Genomic DNA, 16989 nt, shown 5'->3' with positions numbered 1-16989 from the left:
GCAGGTTACCCACGTGTTACTCACCCGTCCGCCGCTAACATCAGGGAGCAAGCTCCCATCTGTCCGCTCGACTTGCATGTATTAGGCACGCCGCCAGCGTTCGTCCTGAGCCAGGATCAAACTCTCCATGAAGTAATGGAGCGCAGATTAAGTTCGTCACATCCTGTGACAACATCTGCATGACCTGCATCGTGCAGGCCCCTGACTACGCACATCGCTGTGCGATTTATATAAAAAATGAATTAACAGGTACGTTTTGTCTTGTTTAGTTTTCAAAGATCATCCGTTACCTCTCAACGAAGCAGCTTTACTAATATAACATTTCACTTCTTTATTGTCAACAACTTTTTTCAAATTGTTTTGAAGCTTCTTGTTTTGTCCGCTGTTCATCAGCGACGTTTAATAATATAACATCTGTATTTATTTATTGCAATAGTTTTGACGAAAAAAATTCTATAAAACAAATAAACTATAATCCTCGTCATGTCATCTATCGTGTATTTATCATATAACTATATTAAAAGAACATCTACATCAGTAGAATGATCTTGTTGTTTTTTTCTTTTTCTTGTATAGTAGAAACGAATTAAATATTGATGACCACAAGGGGAGCATTAAAGCTGAGAGTGAGCGGTTTCGTTCTGACCCTTTGAACCTGTTAGTTAACGCTGGCGTAGGGATGTGGCAAAGTCAAATGAATTGCAGATCGTAAAGCAGTGCGTGGAACTTTTCTCATCCTTCCGCGTGCTGCTTTTTTGTTGTCCTTTTGGATTGTCTATCGATGGAAGGGGATTTTTATGAATCAATCTAAGCAACTGGTTCGCCTTATTGAAATTGCAATTATGACTGCGGCTGCTGTCATTTTAGACATCGTCTCAGGAATGTTTCTCAGAATGCCTCAAGGAGGCTCGATCTCCATCATGATGATTCCGATCTTTTTGATTTCGTTTCGATGGGGTGTTAAAGCAGGCCTTACTACCGGCCTGCTGACAGGACTAGTTCAAATAGCAATCGGAAACTTATTCCCACAGCATCCTGTACAGCTATTTTTGGACTATATGATCGCGTTCACAGCAATTGGGATAAGCGGCTATTTCGCTTATCCTGTCCGCAAAGCAGCAACAGCAAAAAATAAAGGGAAACTGATTGTTTCAGTGGTCAGCGCAGTTTTTATCGGCAGTTTCCTGCGTTATGCCTCGCACGTCATTTCAGGAGCTGTGTTTTTCGGCAGCTACGCTCCAAAGGGAACGCCGGTATGGATTTATTCTTTAACTTATAATGCTACTTATATGGTTCCTTCATTCATCATCTGTGCAATTGTCCTTTGTTTATTATTTATGACAGCACCGCGTTTACTCAAAATAGACAAAGCCTAACGTGACAACCCCCAGCGCAATCCGCCGGGGGTTGTTTTTTTGTTATCTGTTAAGAGATCTTTTCAAAGCAGAAAGATCCGGCCAGCCAAACCCTATTTCTTTCAGCCTTTCTCCGGCAATTTCAAAGCTGTCCTCCGCTTTTCTTTCAGGAGAATAGGCCTGATAAAATGAAATCGAGGGGTTTTGCTCAATTACCCAAACAAACATGCTTGAAAAGCCATGATGAAGCAAAAACTCTGCTCCTTTTGCTAAGAGCGCTCTGCCTGCACCTTGCCGCTGATGCTCCTCTAAAAGGTAAATCGCATATAGCTCGCTGTCATAGCCTTCTTGTTCAGAGCGAATAGGGCCAAATGAAGCAAAGCCGAATATTGAGTCTTTTTCATCTTGAGCGACAAATACACCTTTTAACGAGCGGCTTTTCCATTTGTCTTCAAATTCCTTGTAGTCCAAACCATTTAAGTAGTCAGCCGGGATGATGCCGCGATATGTTGTTCTCCAGCTGTCGACATGCACTTTTGCAATGTCTTTTATATCCTTTAACTTTGCTTCTCTCACAGTTGCCATTTGGTTCTATCCTTTCATTAGTCATTCTTCTCTTGTTTGGACCCGTTTGCTTCTTTTATTTCATTTGTTAATTCGTGAAGGCTTTGTTTTACGTTTCCTTTTCCTGAAAAGTTTTCAATCATTTCTTTTACGTCAATTCCCGATGAGGCTTTTAAGCTTTCTTGAAGGCTTGACATTAAGTTTGTCGCATAGCTGGTTACTTTGTTGGCGCCGCTTGAATCACCGCTTCCCCCTGTATCAACAACAGTGATTTTATCAATATTTGAAAGAGGTGATGCCACTTGTTTCGCGTATTCCGGAAGCATTTTTACGATCATATCGAAAATCGCAGCCTGTCCGTACTGTTCAAAAGCAGCGGCGATTTTCTCTTTTGCTTCCGCTTCAGCCAAACCTTTTAGACGGATAACCTCAGCTTCTGTTTCCCCTTTCGCTTTTTCAGCTTCTGCTTTTGCAAGTCCGTCAATTCTGACTTTCTCCGCTTCTGCCTTCGCCATTGCTTCTATACTGTACTTGTTGGCATCAGCTTCCGCGAGTTGCTTGGCTTTCTCAGCTGCCGCGGACTGTTCGACTGAATAACGTTCTGCATCTGCTTTTTTCTTTACTTCTGAGTCGTATTGACGTTCACGGCGAAGAATTTCTTTTTCTTCTAGTTCGATTTGTTTTTGGCGTTCGATAATTTTAACCTGCATTTCCTGCTCTGTGACTTGCTTGCGCGCTCTTGCAGTCTCTAAATCGTATGCCTGATCGGCATTCGCTTTTGCCGTATCTTGTTCTCTGCGGTATTCAGCCATTTTGAGCTGATTGGTTTTTTCAGCTTCAGCGATTTCCGTCGCCCGTTCAAGTTCTGATTTTTTTGCATCTTTATCTGCTTCCGCCCGCTTAATCCGGGTTTCTTTATCAGCCTCTGCTGTTGCGATATCAGCATCACGTTTTACTTGAGCAATTCTCGGTTTCCCTAATGATTCAAGGTAACCGTTTTTATCACGTACATCTTTAATGGTAAAGGAGACAATCACAAGCCCCATTTTTGCGAGATCCTGTGAAGCGACACGCTGCACCTCTTGAGAGAATTTTTCTCTGTTTTTATAAATTTCTTCGACTGTCATTGAGCCGAGAATGGAACGAAGATGGCCTTCTAAAACCTCACGCGCTTCCTGCTCCCGGTCATCTTTTGATTTTCCTAAAAATTGTTCGGCCGCTGTAGCGATTTCCCCTATAGAACCGCCTATTTTAATAATCGCAGTTCCATCAGCCATTACAGGTACTCCTTGTTCTGTATAGACTTCAGGTGTCGAAACATCAAGTTTGCTTGATAATAGGCTTAGCGGCTCTGCCTGCTGGAAGACGGGAAGGACAAAGGTTCCTCCGCCGCGAACGATTTTAAGACGGTTGCCCCCTTCATCGACATGAACATTTTTATTACCAAGATAGCTCCCCGTTACGATTAACGCTTCGTCAGGCCCTGCCGTACGATACTTTGTGATAAAAACGGCTAACAGTGCAATTAATAAAAAGAATACAACTCCGATGACAATAATGATCGGCATAGTCATTTCACATTCCTCCTTGTTTTAAATAGATTCATGCGGAGTAACCGAAAGAACTCCGTTGTCGATATCTACGACCAAAACCGTTGTTCCGTAACTGATCTGCTGATTCTCAAAGCTGACCGCTGACTTCGAGATGGTGCCGCCTATCCCTTCAATGACCACTTCACCAAACCCGTCAACAGGAACAGCTGTAATCACTTTACCGATTCTCCCTCTTAGATCATCTTCTTTATAAGCCAATGATTCCTCTGCGGATGATAATGGTACCAGAACAAAAATGTGAAGCAATATCACCAGAATGAGCGAAAGGATGCAAGAGAAAAGAGCGGTCAACAGGCTGGACAGGGGCAATATGAGCTCGCCTATATACCCGCCTGCTGAAAAACATGTGAAAAACGCGAGCACCAATGTTGGATTAAGAAACGGAATGCCTTCTGACAGTCCTGCAAATACATCTCCGAAAAATAAAAATAATAGCGTAAGACTGCCCGCAATAATAAGCGTATAAAGATAAATCGTTTGTATAGGTACGCCAAACAACTCCAAATTCCTCATCCTTTCTTCATCAATGCATTGGTGAACGGCTGCCGTTACCATTTATACGAGACATAACGAAAAAAGGTTTCGAAATTTTTAGATAAAACACCCGTTTCGAAGTGCTTTATAAATGATAATTGCTTATATATATGGTAATGTCATTTTAGGAGGAGATATGATGAGTATCTTTAATGAAGCCAGATTAGAGACGTGGAACGAAGTAAAAAGACTTTCTGATGAAAGGCTGAATCAAAAGCCTTCTGCTGAAGAATGGAGTATAAGGGAAGTTCTTGATCATTTGAAAAAAATCGATATGGCCGCACAACAAATGCTGAAGGAGCGTGTAAAGGAAGCTCCTGTTAAAGAAGTTGAAGAAAAAACGCTTGAGGTTGCACAGGACAGAAACAATAAGCGGAAAGCTCCGAGTCACCTAGAGCCTGAGCATGATTTTATTTCAGGCAGCCAAATGAAACGCGAGCTTGACGTGGTGAGAGAACAGCTGACAGCTGCAATTGCCTCGCTAAAAGAAGAAGATTTTGAGAGAGTGCTTCCGCATCCTGTGTTTCAGGAGCTGACTGTCAGACAGTGGATCGATTTTATCGGTCACCACGAAAAACGGCATCTCAGCCAGATTAAAGAAATTAAAGAAAAAGTGGGAAGGGCCTGATTATTCAGACCCTTTCTGCTTTTCGTTTGACTTTTCTATGATAGGAATAAACTTCGATTTCATCGCCTGCGTAAACAGCGCCCGGTCTCTCCACAATACAGACAATTCCTCTTATGCCCAATGCGTGGCGGACGAAAGCCGGCGCCAGCTTCGGCTTGTCCGGATAATAAGACTGAATGACTTCACCCGGCTGGATACACGGATCATTTTCTCCCTCACATAGCAAAGCGGCACCGCTTGGAAAAATGAGCCGGCTCCCTTCTTTTAATGAAGTGAAATCGTGTATTCCGCTGACTGCGATATTCGCCCCGAGCCATTCCGGCAAAATACTCGACACTCCCATTTTTAAAGCCAACTCATCACATTCCTCTATTGAAACAATTGAAATTTGTCTGCGGTTGAAAATTTCGGTCCCCCTTGAAAACATTGGTTCTCTGGCTCCCGCTTTTTTGGTCAGTCCAAAATGCAAGTCACCGGGGATGCCGCCATAATCAATATCGAGCTTGTCCATTCGCTTTGTTACGAAACTTTCTGTATCTGCGATATACAAGCCTTCTGTTTTTGCAGTCATACGCTTCCACATCATTCGGCACCTTCCTTCTTCTTTAACATGTCCATTTATGTTTCATTATCCAAAAAAATCCCGCTCTGTAAAGGAGCGGGACATCTGATTATACAGTTTTAGGTGTAAGGTTAAAACAGCGCTTGTAGATCCAATTGTATGCTTTTTCATTTAAGTCTCTAGGGTTTCCGTAGGTTTGCGGATCTTTCATCGCTTCTTTTGACAAGCGTTCGATCATATCAGGCGATACTCCCTGCTCTTCTAAAGTCGGTACTTCTAAGTCTCCGACCAGGTCATACATCCAATTGACAGATGCTTTCGCAGCTTCTTCTGTTGTCATATTGCTAGTATCAATACCGAACGCTTTTGCAATACGTGCAAATTTCTCAGGATAGCCCTTCCAGTTGTATTCCATGACAGGACCCATCATCGCAGCCACACATTGACCGTGAGCGACTGGAATAATGCCGCCAAGCGTTTGGCTCATCGCATGAGCCGCGCCCGCTGATTCACTGCCGTAAGAAAGACCTGCAAGCATCGCAGCCTGCGCCATTCCGTATCTTGCTTCCAGATCCTCTCCGTCAGCAAATGCTCTTTTAATGTAATGAGCGGCATATTCAATCGCCATTAAGGCAACTGCATCCGTGATTGGCTGAGCAAATTTCATTGTATAGCACTCAATGGCATGAGCAAGCGCATCAATTCCCGTCATGGCTGTTACATGCGGAGGCATTGAAATATGAAGCTCAGGATCAATAATGGTCAGGTGCGCTGCGATCAGCGGACCGCCCGTGTTGAACTTGAATTCTCTTTCTTCATCCGTGATAACAGCCCATTGGGTTACTTCTGAACCTGTTCCGGCTGTTGTCGGAATTGTTGTCAGCGGAGGGATCCGGTTTTCCAGCGGTTTTTTTCCATCTGCCGCTTCATAATCAAGTACGCTTCCTTCGTGTGTTGCTTCTACTCCAATTGCTTTCGCTGTGTCCATGGAGCTTCCGCCTCCGACTGCCACTAAACCATTACAGTTCTCTTTTTTGTATAGCTCAGACCCTTCATTCACAAGACGGACAGGCGGGTTTGGCTCTACTTTATTAAAGAGCACAACTTCAATGCCCGCTCCTTTTAGTGATTCGATTACAGGGTCAACGACGCCGGCTTTATAAATCCCAGGGTCTGTGACAAGGAGTGCTTTCGAAACGCCCAGCGCAGCTATTTCTTCTCCCGTATGCTTGACGGCTCCGATTCCGTGCTTAATCACAGTCGGAATTTCAAATGTGTGGAATTTGTGCATGCTTTCTACTTTCATATTTAATGTCATTATAATCTCTCCCTCTTATGAATTGAACCAATTAACCGCTGCCGGTTTTGTATTGCGATACACATGTTTGACTTCTGTATATTCTTCAAGGCCTATTTTTCCAAGCTCGCGTCCGAATCCGGACTGCTTATAGCCGCCCCATGGCGCCTGCGCAAAATACGGATGGAAATCGTTAATCCAAACCGTTCCCATTCTCAAGCGGGCTGCTACGCGTTCACACTTTTCAATATCTTTAGACCATACCGCTCCGGCCAAGCCATAGATGGTATCATTCGCAAGCGCGATTACCTCATCTTCCGAGCTGAAGGTTTCGACGGTCAATACAGGACCGAATACCTCTTCCTGAACTATTCTCATATCCGATTTACAGTTTGAGAAAATAGTAGGTTCATAGAAAAAGCCGTTTTGCAGCGCAGGGTCTTCCGGACGTTTACCGCCTGTCTCGAGCTTCGCGCCTTCTTCTATTCCGATCTCTACATATTTTTCTACCTTTGCCCTGTGCTCTGCAGAAATAAGCGGACCGCTTTCAGTCTCTGCGTCAAAACCATTTCCGAGTTTTATGCGTTTTGCCCGTTTGACAAGCTCTGCTAAAAATTGATCGTAAATAGCATCTTCAACAAGCAAGCGGGAACCGGCGGAGCATACTTGGCCGGCATGGAAAAATACAGCGTTTAATGCCTGATCGACCGCAACTTCTAAATCTGCGTCCTTGAAAACGAGATTTGGATTTTTCCCGCCCAATTCAAGTGCGATTTTTTTGACGTTTCCGCTTGCCGCCCGCATGATTTTTTTGCCTGTTTCGATTCCCCCTGTAAACGAAACCAAATCGACGTCTTTGTTTGCGGCAAGCTCGTCCCCCACTGTTGCTCCCGGTCCAAGGACGAGATTTGCGACACCTTTTGGAACACCCGCTTCTTCCATCAGCTTGAACACTTTGATTGTCGTTAGCGGCGTGATCTCACTCGGCTTCATGACGATCGTATTTCCTGCAGCCAGTGCAGGCGCGATTTTCCAGCTCGCTTGCAGGAGCGGATAATTCCATGGAGTAATCTGGCCGCAAACCCCGATTGGCTCTCTGATGATTTTGCTCTCTGAATCAGGGATCGGAGAAGAAATGATCTCTCCGCCATCTTTGTCTGCCAATCCGGAGTAATATTGAAATACATTGGCGATATCGTCCATATCGGCCTTACTTTCTTCGAGTGTTTTTCCTGTATCAAGAGATTCAAGTTCAGCCAGCTCATCAAGATCACGTCTAATTAATCCCGCAATTTTCAGAACAATTTTCCCGCGTTCAAGCCCGGATAGAGATGACCACTCTCCTTTGTCAAAGGCTCTTCGCGCGGCTTCGATCGCCTTGATGGCGTCCTCTCGCCCTCCCTCGCTTACGGTTGCAATTTCTTCTTGATTAAATGGGTTGATAATGTTGCGGATCTGCTCTTTTTCGGCGCTGATCCATTCACCGTCAATGTATAATGTTTGACTCATATAAGCCTCCTTGACGTAAGTAAAGTTTGTTAAATAAAAATTTAATGTTTTTAACAACCTTAATCTAACATATGGTTTTTAAACTGTCAAAGCCCCATTTTGATTTTTCTTTTTGACTTTTCTTTATGTTTCGTTAAGATAAAGAACATAAAGAAATAACTTAACGAATTTAATTCTCTAAAGGAAAAGAGGGTCAGTATGGATGAAAATCCAGAATTTGCAGTTATAGAACAGGCTCGGGATCTTGTTATCGACTCCATTGCTGAAACGATGGATCTTTACGGAATTACCCGCAGTGTCGGGATTTTATATGGGACGATGTATATGCGGGATGAGATGACGCTTGACGAAATGCGTGAGGAATTGCAAATGAGCAAGCCAAGCATGAGCACAGGTGTCAAAAAACTTCAGGACTTAAATGTGGTGAAAAAAACTTTTCACCGGGGCATCCGCAAGCATACATTTGTAGCTGAAAAAGATTTTTTCAAATTTTTCACGAATTTCTTTCCGCCTAAATGGGAGCGGGAAGTTCAAGTAAATGTAGCAGCGATTGAGGAAGCCCAGGCTGATTTACAAGAGGTTTTAAACAAGGAAGGCCTCAATGAAGACCTCAAAAATGAAGCGCTGCAGCTTTACGAGCAGCTGGAAAGCTCTAGAGCCTACTATGATTGGCTGAAACGGCTTGCTGAATCGGTGCAGAGCGGGGAAATTTTTAAGTTTATACCAATCGAAAGAAAGTAAAGAAGAAAACGCCTGGGAAACCGGGCGTTTTTCTGTTCGTTTGTATGTAATTACTACAAATTTGAAAAATACGGGAAAAACACCCCATTTACTTCCAAAATATTTGATGTTAATTTTATGTAGGTAAAATTTGTATTTGGCCATTCAGTGGAGGTGAAAAGCGGGCAGGCCTGTATATTTTATAACTTTTAAGGGGGAATTTTATTATGAAACGTAAATTATTATCTTCTTTGGCAATTGGTGCATTAAGTCTCGGTTTACTCGTTTCTGCACCTACAGCTTCTTTCGCGGCTGAATCTAAATCAACTTCCGCTCATACTGAGTCTACTATGAGAACACAGTCAACAGCTTCATTATTTGCAACAATCACAGGGACCAGCAAAACGGAATGGTCTTTCTCCGATATCGAATTGACATACCGTCCAAATACGCTTCTCAGCCTTGGCGTTATGGAATTTACATTGCCAAGCGGATTTACTGCAAATACAAAAGACACAATGAACGGGCGTGCGTTGCGTGAAACACAGATCCTTAATAACGGGAAAACAGTAAGAATCCCTCTGGCACTTGATTTGTTAGGAGCTGGCGAATTCAAATTAAAACTGAATAACAAAACTCTTCCTGCCGCTGGTACATATACTTTCCGTGCGGAGAATAAATCATTGAGCATCGGAAATAAATTTTATGCAGAAGCCAGTATTGACGTTGCTAAGCGCAGCACTCCTCCGACTCAGCCATGCGGCTGCAACTAAACATGAAGACCGGTTAACGCCGGTCTTTTTTTGTGTTTTGACCTCCCCTTTACCCTCTATTTCCAATTATCTTTTTTCTTGATAAAAATTTAAATTGACAAACTCTAGAAACAGGAGTAAATTCTTGAGTGTTCAATTTCATAGAAGTCTCTTTTACCGCTTAATCAAACACGAACGGGGGAACCAACGATTGGCTGTTTTATTCACAGCCTAGGGGTGAATCTTACTTAGTAAGAGGGGGTACTCTGAATCCCTAATCCGACAGCTAACCTCGTAGGCGTATCCAGAGAGGAGGTCTATTAACGGCCATTCTTCGAGATGGTCTTTTTTGCTTCAAAAACGTTAATTTTACTAAGGGAGTTATGAACATTGGGAAAAATAAAAAATAAGCAATTTGCCGTGATCGGGCTGGGCCGGTTTGGCGGAAGCATTTGCAAAGAGCTGCACAGAATGGGGCATGAGGTCCTTGCAATTGATATCAACGAAGAAAAGGTAAATGCATACGCTTCTTACGCAACTCATGCGGTGATTGCCAACGCCACCGAAGAAAACGAATTGCTATCGTTAGGAATACGCAATTTTGAATATGTGGTTGTTGCGATCGGAGCGAATATTCAAGCAAGTACCCTGACCACCTTATTATTAAAAGAATTTGACATCCCGAATATTTGGGTCAAAGCTCAAAACCATTATCACCATAAGGTGCTTGAAAAAATCGGCGCTGACCGTATCATTCACCCTGAAAAGGACATGGGCGTCAAGATCGCACAAAGCCTTTCTGATGAGAACGTTTTAAATTACATTGATTTATCTGATGAGTACAGTATTGTCGAGCTGCTGGCAACACGCAAGCTTAATTCAAAATCAATTACTGATCTGAATGTAAGAACGAAGTACGGCTGTACAATCCTTGCCATTAAACACCATGGAGATATCCGGCTTTCTCCAGCACCTGAAGACATCATTCACGAACAAGATTGCCTGGTGATCATGGGGCACAAAAAGGATATTAGACGTTTTGAAAACGAAGGGATGTAGACAAAGGTGACACTTCAAAAGGATAAAGTGATCAAATGGGTTCGTTTTACACCACCTCAAGTGCTTGCAATTGGTTTTTTTCTGACCATTATCAGCGGGGCTGTGCTGTTAAAGCTCCCGATTTCTGCAGCGAAGCCATTGTCATGGATAGATGCCCTTTTTACTGCAGCTTCCGCGACAACTGTAACAGGGCTTGCAGTTGTCGATACCGGTACAGAATTTACACTTTTCGGGCAAACTGTCATCATGGCCCTGATTCAGATCGGCGGGCTTGGATTTATGACTTTTGCTGTTTTGATCGTCATGATATTAGGAAAGAAAATCGGATTAAAAGAACGAATGCTGGTTCAGGAAGCCTTAAACCAGCCGACAATCGGCGGTGTCGTAGGTCTTGTCAAGGTTCTGTTCCTGTTTTCGATCAGTATTGAGCTGATAGCAGCTCTTATCTTATCCATCCGGTTTGTGCCCCAGTATGGCTGGGCATTCGGCTTGTTTGCCAGTCTGTTTCATGCAATATCTGCTTTTAACAATGCCGGGTTTTCGTTGTGGCCGGATAACTTGATGAGCTTCGTTGGAGATCCTACAATTAACATAGTAATTACTTGCTTGTTTATTACAGGAGGGATCGGATTTACAGTTCTGTTTGACATCATGAAAAACCGGCGATTTAAAGCCTTTTCCTTACATACGAAGCTCATGCTTACAGGTACATTGATTCTGAATGCAGTTGCTATGCTGGTGATTTTCACTTTAGAGTATAGCAACCCCGGCACGCTCGGCCACCTGCATATAGGAGATAAACTGTGGGCTTCCTATTTTCAGGCTGTAACGCCGAGAACCGCAGGCTTCAATTCCCTCGATATTGGGAGTATGAGAGAAGGAACGATTGTATTTACGTTATTATTGATGTTTATCGGAGCAGGCAGCGCTTCAACAGCGAGCGGTATTAAACTGACCACGTTCATCGTGATTTTAATGTCTGTTATCGCTTATCTGCGAGGAAAAAAAGAAACGGTTATTTTCCGCCGCTCCATCAAATACCCGATTATCATAAAAGCTCTAGCTGTCAGCGTCACCGGCTTGTTCATTGTGTTTTTAGGGATTTTCGCCCTAACGATTACAGAACAGGCTCCGTTTATTCAAATTGTGTTTGAAACCTTTTCTGCATTCGGTACTGTCGGTCTATCAATGGGATTGACTCCCGAACTCACAGAAGCGGGAAAATGTATCATTATTGTCATCATGTTCATCGGAAGAATTGGTCCTCTGACGTTCGTGTTTTCATTCGCGAAAACAGAGAAATCAAATATTCGTTATCCTGATGGTGAGGTGTTTACGGGGTGATAGCAAAAAATCCGGCGTGCAGGCGCCGGATTTTTTTTATGATTCGATATGAGATTGATTATGTCTTTTTTCCTGCTCCGCGATGATTTCGTTATCTTCTGCGTTATCACGGGTCACTTTTTGTGTAAGAATCGCACCGACCGCTACAAGTATCATAACGGCAATATAATAGCCTTTTTCATTGAGTTCCAGATTATCAGCATTATAGAGTCCGACACTAAACAAAAATACTCCCGCAAAAAAAGTGAAATAAGCTAATACTGTAAAAGCAACCGTGTTTCTCCGTCTATATTTCTGCATCTTTGTTCCTCCTGAAAACATAGTCAATAAGTGATAACTTCCGTGGAATATTATACCTCAAATTCCCCTGAATGGAACATAGAAATAAAAATACCAGTAAAAACAGCTTAGGTTGCTTCCTTTATTTCAACAGCTGAATCGTCAATCCAGCCGATGAGCTTATCATTGATTTGAAATTGGTACCATACGGACTGGCCCTTCTGCTTTTTAGATACTACCTTTATGTCCTTTCCGATGTAAGATTGGGCAGAGGTAAGTCTTATGGACTGCTCATCAGTAGAAGGCTTGGACCATACGTCTTGAACGGCACTGTCTTTAATGGAGCCGATGAAATCCACAGATTTCAAGGATGGATTGACCTCATCGTACGCATCTAAATCATATTTTTCCACAATAGCGCTGAGTTTGTCAGCGTAATCAGGATCTGTAGCATATCCTGCTGTTTGCAAGGCGGTTGCCGCTTCCTTATAATCCCCAGCATCAAGCACCGGTTTATACTTCTTTTTATTCCATGATGTGCCGCGGACAAACAATTGGGCATGGTCATCCATAGATTCAAAAAACGTGCTGTATTTGCGAAACTTTGCGCGAATGGTTTTTCTTTCCCCTTTTTCAAATTCATCCGTTTCCATCGTGACGTGATGGCCTTTATAATTTCCTTTTACACCAAAAAGGTTATTGGCCTGAGCAGCAAGCTCGCTGTTCCCCCAGTCAGATTCGAGAATGGCCTGAGCGATCGTGATGCTGGGGAGGACATGATATTTCTCATACAGAATTTGCGCATGCCCGGACAGGCTGTCAATAAATACTTGCTGTTCATCAATTTCTTCGGGTTCTTTGGATGTTTCAATCGGCTTTGATAAAGTTGTGGCTAAAACAAAAAAGGCTAACGGAATCGATACAATGAAAAATAGTGTAATCAAGAGTCTGCGTTTTTTCAGTTTTTTACGGGCCATGAATACCTTCCTTCGAGTTAAAAGATTACGAATGTAAAAGAATCTACCTTTTAGAATTTTACTTTGACTTCTAATATTTTTCAATTCTTTAGGCAGAAAGTTGGGAAAAGATTGCAAACAAAAAACCTTTTCACTAGAAATGGTTCAGATTGTTGACAAAATCCTTGAAGTCTAGGAAGGACGACATTGGAGCCGACTTCCGCAGAATACGGTGACAGCAGCGTTTGAGCAGGACACTCAGGACAAAAGAAATCATGATAAGGAAGCATCATAGAATCTTGCAGAGCTAGATAGATCGGACAGGCGCCGAATTTTTTTCTCAGCAGCGGACCTGCCGACAAAAATAATGCAAAGGCCATATTGCCGATTACTATTGGATTCACTGATGTGAAGTCCTCCTTCTGAACAAGGCCTTAAACTGACGACAATGCCGTGTTAGACATTAATCCCGGCTCGACAGCTAAAACAGCGAGCAAAGAAATCATCCAACAGTGTTTTGTCTTCATGTTGTCATTCCTTCCTATAAATGCATACGAAACACCATTTTAAAAACAAAAGAAGCTAATAGATTTTGCATGCCATTAGCTTTCATTCTAATACTCTCCCTATCATGGGAAATGATATTAATTTAAATATGTAAAAAAGTGAGCATATGTTCAAATATTGTTCCTAATCGATTAGGTTTTTCCAATGACAGAAATTTCAAGTATAAAAACGAAAGCCTGAACAGCTTTTGCCCGATATCGTAATTTTGAGCCAAAGCGGGCTAAAACTCCACTTATGAGTCCCTGCTTACTCCCTCAGGCGACCATTTTAAAGTTCACCGGAAAATCCTGTCGTGACATGTTCAACAAAAGTTCAGCGAACGAACCTTTTCCTCAAAAACAAACAAAAAAACCCTTATAGAATAAGGGTTTAAAGGTATGGAGCCAAGGGGGCTCGAACCCCTGACCTCTACACTGCCAGTGTGGAGATGTGTTTCTGATACGAACAGAAGTTTTATATTCAAACCCAATTTTTATAGGGTTTTCTTACATAAGTTTCTGATTAAAAATATTCCTTTTTGATTAAAAATGAAGAAGTTGGTCCCCAATTCGTCCCCATCTGTCCCCAAATCCAACTTATTGACAAAGAAACATACGTTTGAATATCATCCTTGTAGGAGATGATCAAATGACTGATCTTGAACGGAAAGTATATCAGATCATAGTGAATATGCATCTATATGCAAAGAATCCAACTCTGAACGATTTGAAAAGGAAAACTGGAAAGAGCGAAGAGGATATTCGTGCAGCTGTGAAAAGCTTAATGATGAAAGGTGAATTGAAGTGGGATAAAAAGCAGAAAAAGTGGATAATATAAATATAAAAAGCTCACAAATAAGTGAGCTTATATTGTCAAACCAAAAAATCTTGCGATTGTCGTTAATGATCCAACAGTGCCGATAGCTCCTTGTATCATTGGGATTAAATTTTTACCTTTTTTTGAATCTTTTTGATCTATTGCCTCTTTTAGTTCCTTTGCAATATTCTTCGTCAGATTTCGTATATTCTCATCTTGAATTTTTTCAATTTGAGTTAAAAGTTCTTCGTATGCTTTATTAGCATCTTGTGTGTCTGCACCCGTTACTTTATTGAAATGGTTATCATCACCCATTACGTTAATATTGTCTCCGGTTGCAGTTACATTACCGATACGTCTATTATCAGTCATATTATTTCCCCCATAATTATTGGTAGTAGTAATACTTATGTTTACTTCCCCACTATTACAAGCCTTATCAAAGTTAGGTGATATTTGTTTAAGAATATCCAAACTGTATTGATCAAACAAACCATTTTCTACAATAGACACGGGACTAGGACTTTGTCCTCTTTTTCTGTTTCTTTCCCTGGTTTTAGTGCCACTGCTTTTTTTTTTATCGATGTTTTGTATTCCGGGGAAAATTCAAAAACCGGAAAAATGCAATCTGCTGTTATTTCATGCTCTTCATGACAAAGTTCATTACAATAAACAGTCTTTCCATTAACTAAATCAGGAAAATCATCAAGCGTGGCTAACGTATAATAGCATTCAGGGCACCTTATTTCCCATTTTAAGTTCAACTTGTTATCCTTCGATAACTCTAATAGCCTACCGAAAACCACTGAAAGGGGTATATCTGTGTCCCTAGATACGATAGTGGGATAAAAGCTTTTTATCATTGAGCTGGCTTTATCTTCAATCCAATAATCAACTTCCCATTTATCCGACACAACAGATCCCTCCTTCAGTTTAAAAGCTGAGTTAATAATATCATATAACTATTCTTTCGCGCACATAATTCATTACATTTTCTGTAGCCGGTTTAACGAAATAAATGCTATTCACACTTGTTCCTACCCTAATAGTATACTGTTCAACAGTACCAGTTTCCGGTTCTTTAAAAGGAAACCGAATAAATCCAGTCTGGTGTTGTAAATAAGGTCTCAAGAAATCATAAAGAGGCTGACCTCTTAACTCTTTATTAGATCCCATAGATACCTTTTGAAGCCCTGTTAGGATTATTGCCGTAAAAGGCGTTTCCAATAAGTTTTCCCCAAAAGTTTTTTGAGCTTGCTCTAAATTATGACTTAATTTCTCTAAATCATTCTCTCCAAAAAATTCATCCAAAGCTGCTAAAATGTTGACTGTCGCTTCTTCTTGCTCGTCTGAAAACTCTTCCAATAAATATTCAGGCTTAGATATTGTATCTATTACTTCTCCATCGAGTGCATCAGCAAGTTTTTCAATATCATCACCAAAAGGAGCTAAAACACGTTGTTGCTCCATGAAATTTTCTTGTCTTAGTAAATTAAAAAGGACTGAAGTGATTTCTTTCGATGCTTTATGGTCTGCTCTTATTTCAACAATTCCCTTTTCTTCATTAACATAAACTGTACACATTTTAGTTAAAGGTCTAGTTTCAACTTCACTATAGTAGTCCCTAACGACTCCTGATTTATAAATAAATCTTAAATAATATTCACTCTCATTACTGCCTTCAGCAGCAGCAAATAACACTGGTTCATTTGTAAGTTCATTCCGATCAGGTAAATTTACTGTCTGAAATGGATTAAAACTTAAATTATTGATTATAAGGTCTTTTGCGCCTAAAAGTGAACCTTCAGCTTTATACCACGTTACAGTCGTTTTCCCTGAAAGTATTCTTGACTTTACAACGCTTAATACCTCATCTTGAACCTCTCTATCTCCCTTTATTTCTTCCCAAATTCTGCTGGATAGGTCGCTTATAGTTCCCTCAGTAGGCAAACCAGCTTGTTTACAAATATCAACTAATGAATCCTTCGGTAAAGTTACGATGTCTTTTATAAGTGATATATTCTGGATTGACTGCAAGTATACCCCTCTTTTTCGTTTTTAATGCAATTATACACCAACAATGAAAAATTTGGATATTTTTTAAGGAGTTTTTTAGTTAAGTGGCAAACGTATGACAAACAAAAACCCTCCTCATCTCGAGAAGGGCTTCAGTCATCATACGGTCGGTATTTCTTCCGGCCGGCTTCTAATTCTTTTTTCTTTTCCTCTAAATCAGTCCGAAGAAACAAACTGATTCCCCTCAGCTTTTTAATTGGATTAAGCTTCCCGCTGCTTATAAGCTGGCTCATGCGCGCCCGATTAACCCCGAGTAACTCTGCTGCCTCGTTAGTGGTGAGGACTTCACGCCTGATGAAGTCCTCGACCTCCTGACGGCTTTTAAGATGATATTCCATGTTATCTTCTCCTTAAATCCTTAATGATCGTGTAAATGGTT

19 protein-coding genes, 1 rRNA gene, 1 pseudogene and 2 riboswitches are annotated in these 16989 nt (G+C 41.5%); of the genes and pseudogenes, 7 read left to right on the top strand and 14 right to left on the bottom strand.

Annotated features, from left to right (window positions below; genetic code table 11):
- Positions 1-132, bottom strand: a 16S ribosomal RNA gene (locus JMN17_RS12565); the annotation flags it as partial.
- A gap of 463 nt (positions 133-595) precedes the next feature.
- Positions 596-697: riboswitch (TPP riboswitch) on the top strand.
- Positions 698-797: 100 nt separating this feature from the next.
- Between JMN17_RS12565 and thiT the strand changes: the two genes are divergently transcribed.
- On the top strand, positions 798-1376 hold the full coding sequence (gene thiT, locus JMN17_RS12560) for an energy-coupled thiamine transporter ThiT (RefSeq protein ID WP_087993345.1): 579 nt from the start codon (positions 798-800) through the stop codon (positions 1374-1376).
- Positions 1377-1418: 42 nt separating this feature from the next.
- Here the strand turns inward: thiT and JMN17_RS12555 are convergent, their stop codons facing one another.
- Genes JMN17_RS12555 through JMN17_RS12545 form a run of 3 tightly spaced genes read right to left on the bottom strand, consistent with a single transcriptional unit; the run spans position 1419 to position 4036 of the window.
- Entirely contained in the window at positions 1419-1940 is a 522-nt protein-coding gene (locus JMN17_RS12555) for a GNAT family N-acetyltransferase (RefSeq protein WP_087993346.1), read from the bottom strand.
- A 17-nt stretch (positions 1941-1957) separates the two neighbouring features.
- Positions 1958-3493, bottom strand: coding sequence for a flotillin lipid rafts scaffold protein FloT (gene floT, locus JMN17_RS12550; protein ID WP_202328222.1), 1536 nt, complete (start codon positions 3491-3493; stop codon positions 1958-1960).
- 18 nt (positions 3494-3511) lie between these two features.
- Positions 3512-4036 (bottom strand): NfeD family protein, encoded by a 525-nt coding sequence (locus JMN17_RS12545; protein WP_087993348.1) that lies wholly within the window; start codon positions 4034-4036, stop codon positions 3512-3514.
- Between the two features lie 169 nt (positions 4037-4205).
- Between JMN17_RS12545 and JMN17_RS12540 the strand changes: the two genes are divergently transcribed.
- A complete protein-coding gene (locus JMN17_RS12540; protein WP_202328221.1) occupies positions 4206-4694 on the top strand; it encodes a DinB family protein in 489 nt (162 codons plus the stop codon).
- Positions 4695-4698: 4 nt separating this feature from the next.
- On the opposite strand, the gene JMN17_RS12535 is transcribed toward JMN17_RS12540, so the two are convergent.
- From JMN17_RS12535 to betB, 3 genes are all read right to left on the bottom strand, one after another.
- Entirely contained in the window at positions 4699-5277 is a 579-nt protein-coding gene (locus tag JMN17_RS12535; protein ID WP_202328243.1) for an MOSC domain-containing protein, read from the bottom strand.
- Positions 5278-5365: 88 nt separating this feature from the next.
- Positions 5366-6574 (bottom strand): choline dehydrogenase, encoded by a 1209-nt coding sequence (gbsB, locus tag JMN17_RS12530; protein WP_202328220.1) that lies wholly within the window; start codon positions 6572-6574, stop codon positions 5366-5368.
- A gap of 15 nt (positions 6575-6589) precedes the next feature.
- Positions 6590-8062, bottom strand: a complete 1473-nt coding sequence (gene betB, locus JMN17_RS12525) for a betaine-aldehyde dehydrogenase (protein ID WP_202328219.1) — start codon at positions 8060-8062, stop codon at positions 6590-6592.
- A gap of 198 nt (positions 8063-8260) precedes the next feature.
- On the opposite strand from betB, the gene cudC reads away from it, so the two are divergent.
- From cudC to JMN17_RS12505, 4 genes are all read left to right on the top strand, one after another.
- Entirely contained in the window at positions 8261-8803 is a 543-nt protein-coding gene (gene cudC / locus JMN17_RS12520) for a choline uptake/conversion transcriptional regulator CudC (protein ID WP_087993352.1), read from the top strand.
- Positions 8804-9009: 206 nt separating this feature from the next.
- Positions 9010-9555 carry a biofilm surface layer hydrophobin BslA gene (gene bslA / locus JMN17_RS12515; protein ID WP_087993353.1) on the top strand — a complete coding sequence of 182 codons (546 nt, stop codon included), beginning with the start codon at positions 9010-9012 and terminating at the stop codon, positions 9553-9555.
- Between the two features lie 147 nt (positions 9556-9702).
- Positions 9703-9851: riboswitch (cyclic di-AMP (ydaO/yuaA leader) on the top strand.
- A gap of 73 nt (positions 9852-9924) precedes the next feature.
- Positions 9925-10593, top strand: coding sequence for a potassium uptake protein KtrA (gene ktrA / locus JMN17_RS12510; RefSeq protein ID WP_202328218.1), 669 nt, complete (start codon positions 9925-9927; stop codon positions 10591-10593).
- Positions 10594-10599: 6 nt separating this feature from the next.
- A complete protein-coding gene (locus JMN17_RS12505) occupies positions 10600-11937 on the top strand; it encodes a TrkH family potassium uptake protein (protein ID WP_202328217.1) in 1338 nt (445 codons plus the stop codon).
- A gap of 36 nt (positions 11938-11973) precedes the next feature.
- Here the strand turns inward: JMN17_RS12505 and JMN17_RS12500 are convergent, their stop codons facing one another.
- The 3 genes and pseudogenes from JMN17_RS12500 to JMN17_RS12490 form a co-directional block, all read right to left on the bottom strand.
- Positions 11974-12237: a YiaA/YiaB family inner membrane protein gene (locus tag JMN17_RS12500; protein WP_087993356.1), complete on the bottom strand. Its 264-nt coding sequence runs from the start codon at positions 12235-12237 to the stop codon at positions 11974-11976.
- Positions 12238-12344: 107 nt separating this feature from the next.
- Positions 12345-13193, bottom strand: a complete 849-nt coding sequence (locus JMN17_RS12495; protein ID WP_148963916.1) for a glucosaminidase domain-containing protein — start codon at positions 13191-13193, stop codon at positions 12345-12347.
- Positions 13194-13477: 284 nt separating this feature from the next.
- Positions 13478-13699, bottom strand: a pseudogene (locus tag JMN17_RS12490) (MFS transporter); the annotation flags it as partial.
- A 667-nt stretch (positions 13700-14366) separates the two neighbouring features.
- Here JMN17_RS12490 and JMN17_RS12485 point away from each other — a divergent pair.
- Positions 14367-14555 carry a hypothetical protein gene (locus JMN17_RS12485; protein WP_202328216.1) on the top strand — a complete coding sequence of 63 codons (189 nt, stop codon included), beginning with the start codon at positions 14367-14369 and terminating at the stop codon, positions 14553-14555.
- Between the two features lie 27 nt (positions 14556-14582).
- Here the strand turns inward: JMN17_RS12485 and JMN17_RS12480 are convergent, their stop codons facing one another.
- The 4 genes from JMN17_RS12480 to JMN17_RS12465 all read right to left on the bottom strand — a co-directional run bounded on the left by JMN17_RS12480 (position 14583) and on the right by JMN17_RS12465 (position 16948).
- Positions 14583-15047, bottom strand: a complete 465-nt coding sequence (locus tag JMN17_RS12480) for a hypothetical protein (RefSeq protein ID WP_202328215.1) — start codon at positions 15045-15047, stop codon at positions 14583-14585.
- Positions 15035-15448, bottom strand: coding sequence for a hypothetical protein (locus JMN17_RS12475; protein ID WP_202328214.1), 414 nt, complete (start codon positions 15446-15448; stop codon positions 15035-15037). Before JMN17_RS12475 ends, JMN17_RS12480 begins: the two co-directional genes overlap by 13 nt.
- A 40-nt stretch (positions 15449-15488) precedes the next feature.
- Positions 15489-16571 carry a hypothetical protein gene (locus JMN17_RS12470; protein ID WP_041336177.1) on the bottom strand — a complete coding sequence of 361 codons (1083 nt, stop codon included), beginning with the start codon at positions 16569-16571 and terminating at the stop codon, positions 15489-15491.
- 131 nt (positions 16572-16702) lie between these two features.
- Positions 16703-16948 carry a helix-turn-helix domain-containing protein gene (locus JMN17_RS12465; RefSeq protein ID WP_202328213.1) on the bottom strand — a complete coding sequence of 82 codons (246 nt, stop codon included), beginning with the start codon at positions 16946-16948 and terminating at the stop codon, positions 16703-16705.
- Positions 16949-16989: the final 41 nt, after the last annotated feature.

Source organism: Bacillus sp. RHFS10, assembly GCF_016757475.1.
Lineage (GTDB): Bacteria > Bacillota > Bacilli > Bacillales > Bacillaceae > Bacillus > Bacillus subtilis_G.
This window is presented reverse-complemented; position numbering and strand designations above follow the sequence as displayed.

Bases quoted from the DNA above. Each gene is read 5' to 3' on its own strand.
- thiT (WP_087993345.1), top strand. From the start codon at position 798: ATGAATCAATCTAAGCAACTGGTTCGCCTTATTGAAATTGCAATTATG.
- JMN17_RS12555 (WP_087993346.1), bottom strand. From the start codon at position 1,940: ATGGCAACTGTGAGAGAAGCAAAGTTAAAGGATATAAAAGACATTGCA.
- floT (WP_202328222.1), bottom strand. From the start codon at position 3,493: ATGACTATGCCGATCATTATTGTCATCGGAGTTGTATTCTTTTTATTA.
- JMN17_RS12540 (WP_202328221.1), top strand. From the start codon at position 4,206: ATGAGTATCTTTAATGAAGCCAGATTAGAGACGTGGAACGAAGTAAAA.
- JMN17_RS12535 (WP_202328243.1), bottom strand. From the start codon at position 5,277: ATGTGGAAGCGTATGACTGCAAAAACAGAAGGCTTGTATATCGCAGAT.
- gbsB (WP_202328220.1), bottom strand. From the start codon at position 6,574: ATGACATTAAATATGAAAGTAGAAAGCATGCACAAATTCCACACATTT.
- betB (WP_202328219.1), bottom strand. From the start codon at position 8,062: ATGAGTCAAACATTATACATTGACGGTGAATGGATCAGCGCCGAAAAA.
- cudC (WP_087993352.1), top strand. From the start codon at position 8,261: ATGGATGAAAATCCAGAATTTGCAGTTATAGAACAGGCTCGGGATCTT.
- bslA (WP_087993353.1), top strand. From the start codon at position 9,010: ATGAAACGTAAATTATTATCTTCTTTGGCAATTGGTGCATTAAGTCTC.
- JMN17_RS12500 (WP_087993356.1), bottom strand. From the start codon at position 12,237: ATGCAGAAATATAGACGGAGAAACACGGTTGCTTTTACAGTATTAGCT.
- JMN17_RS12495 (WP_148963916.1), bottom strand. From the start codon at position 13,193: ATGGCCCGTAAAAAACTGAAAAAACGCAGACTCTTGATTACACTATTT.
- JMN17_RS12485 (WP_202328216.1), top strand. From the start codon at position 14,367: ATGACTGATCTTGAACGGAAAGTATATCAGATCATAGTGAATATGCAT.
- JMN17_RS12465 (WP_202328213.1), bottom strand. From the start codon at position 16,948: ATGGAATATCATCTTAAAAGCCGTCAGGAGGTCGAGGACTTCATCAGG.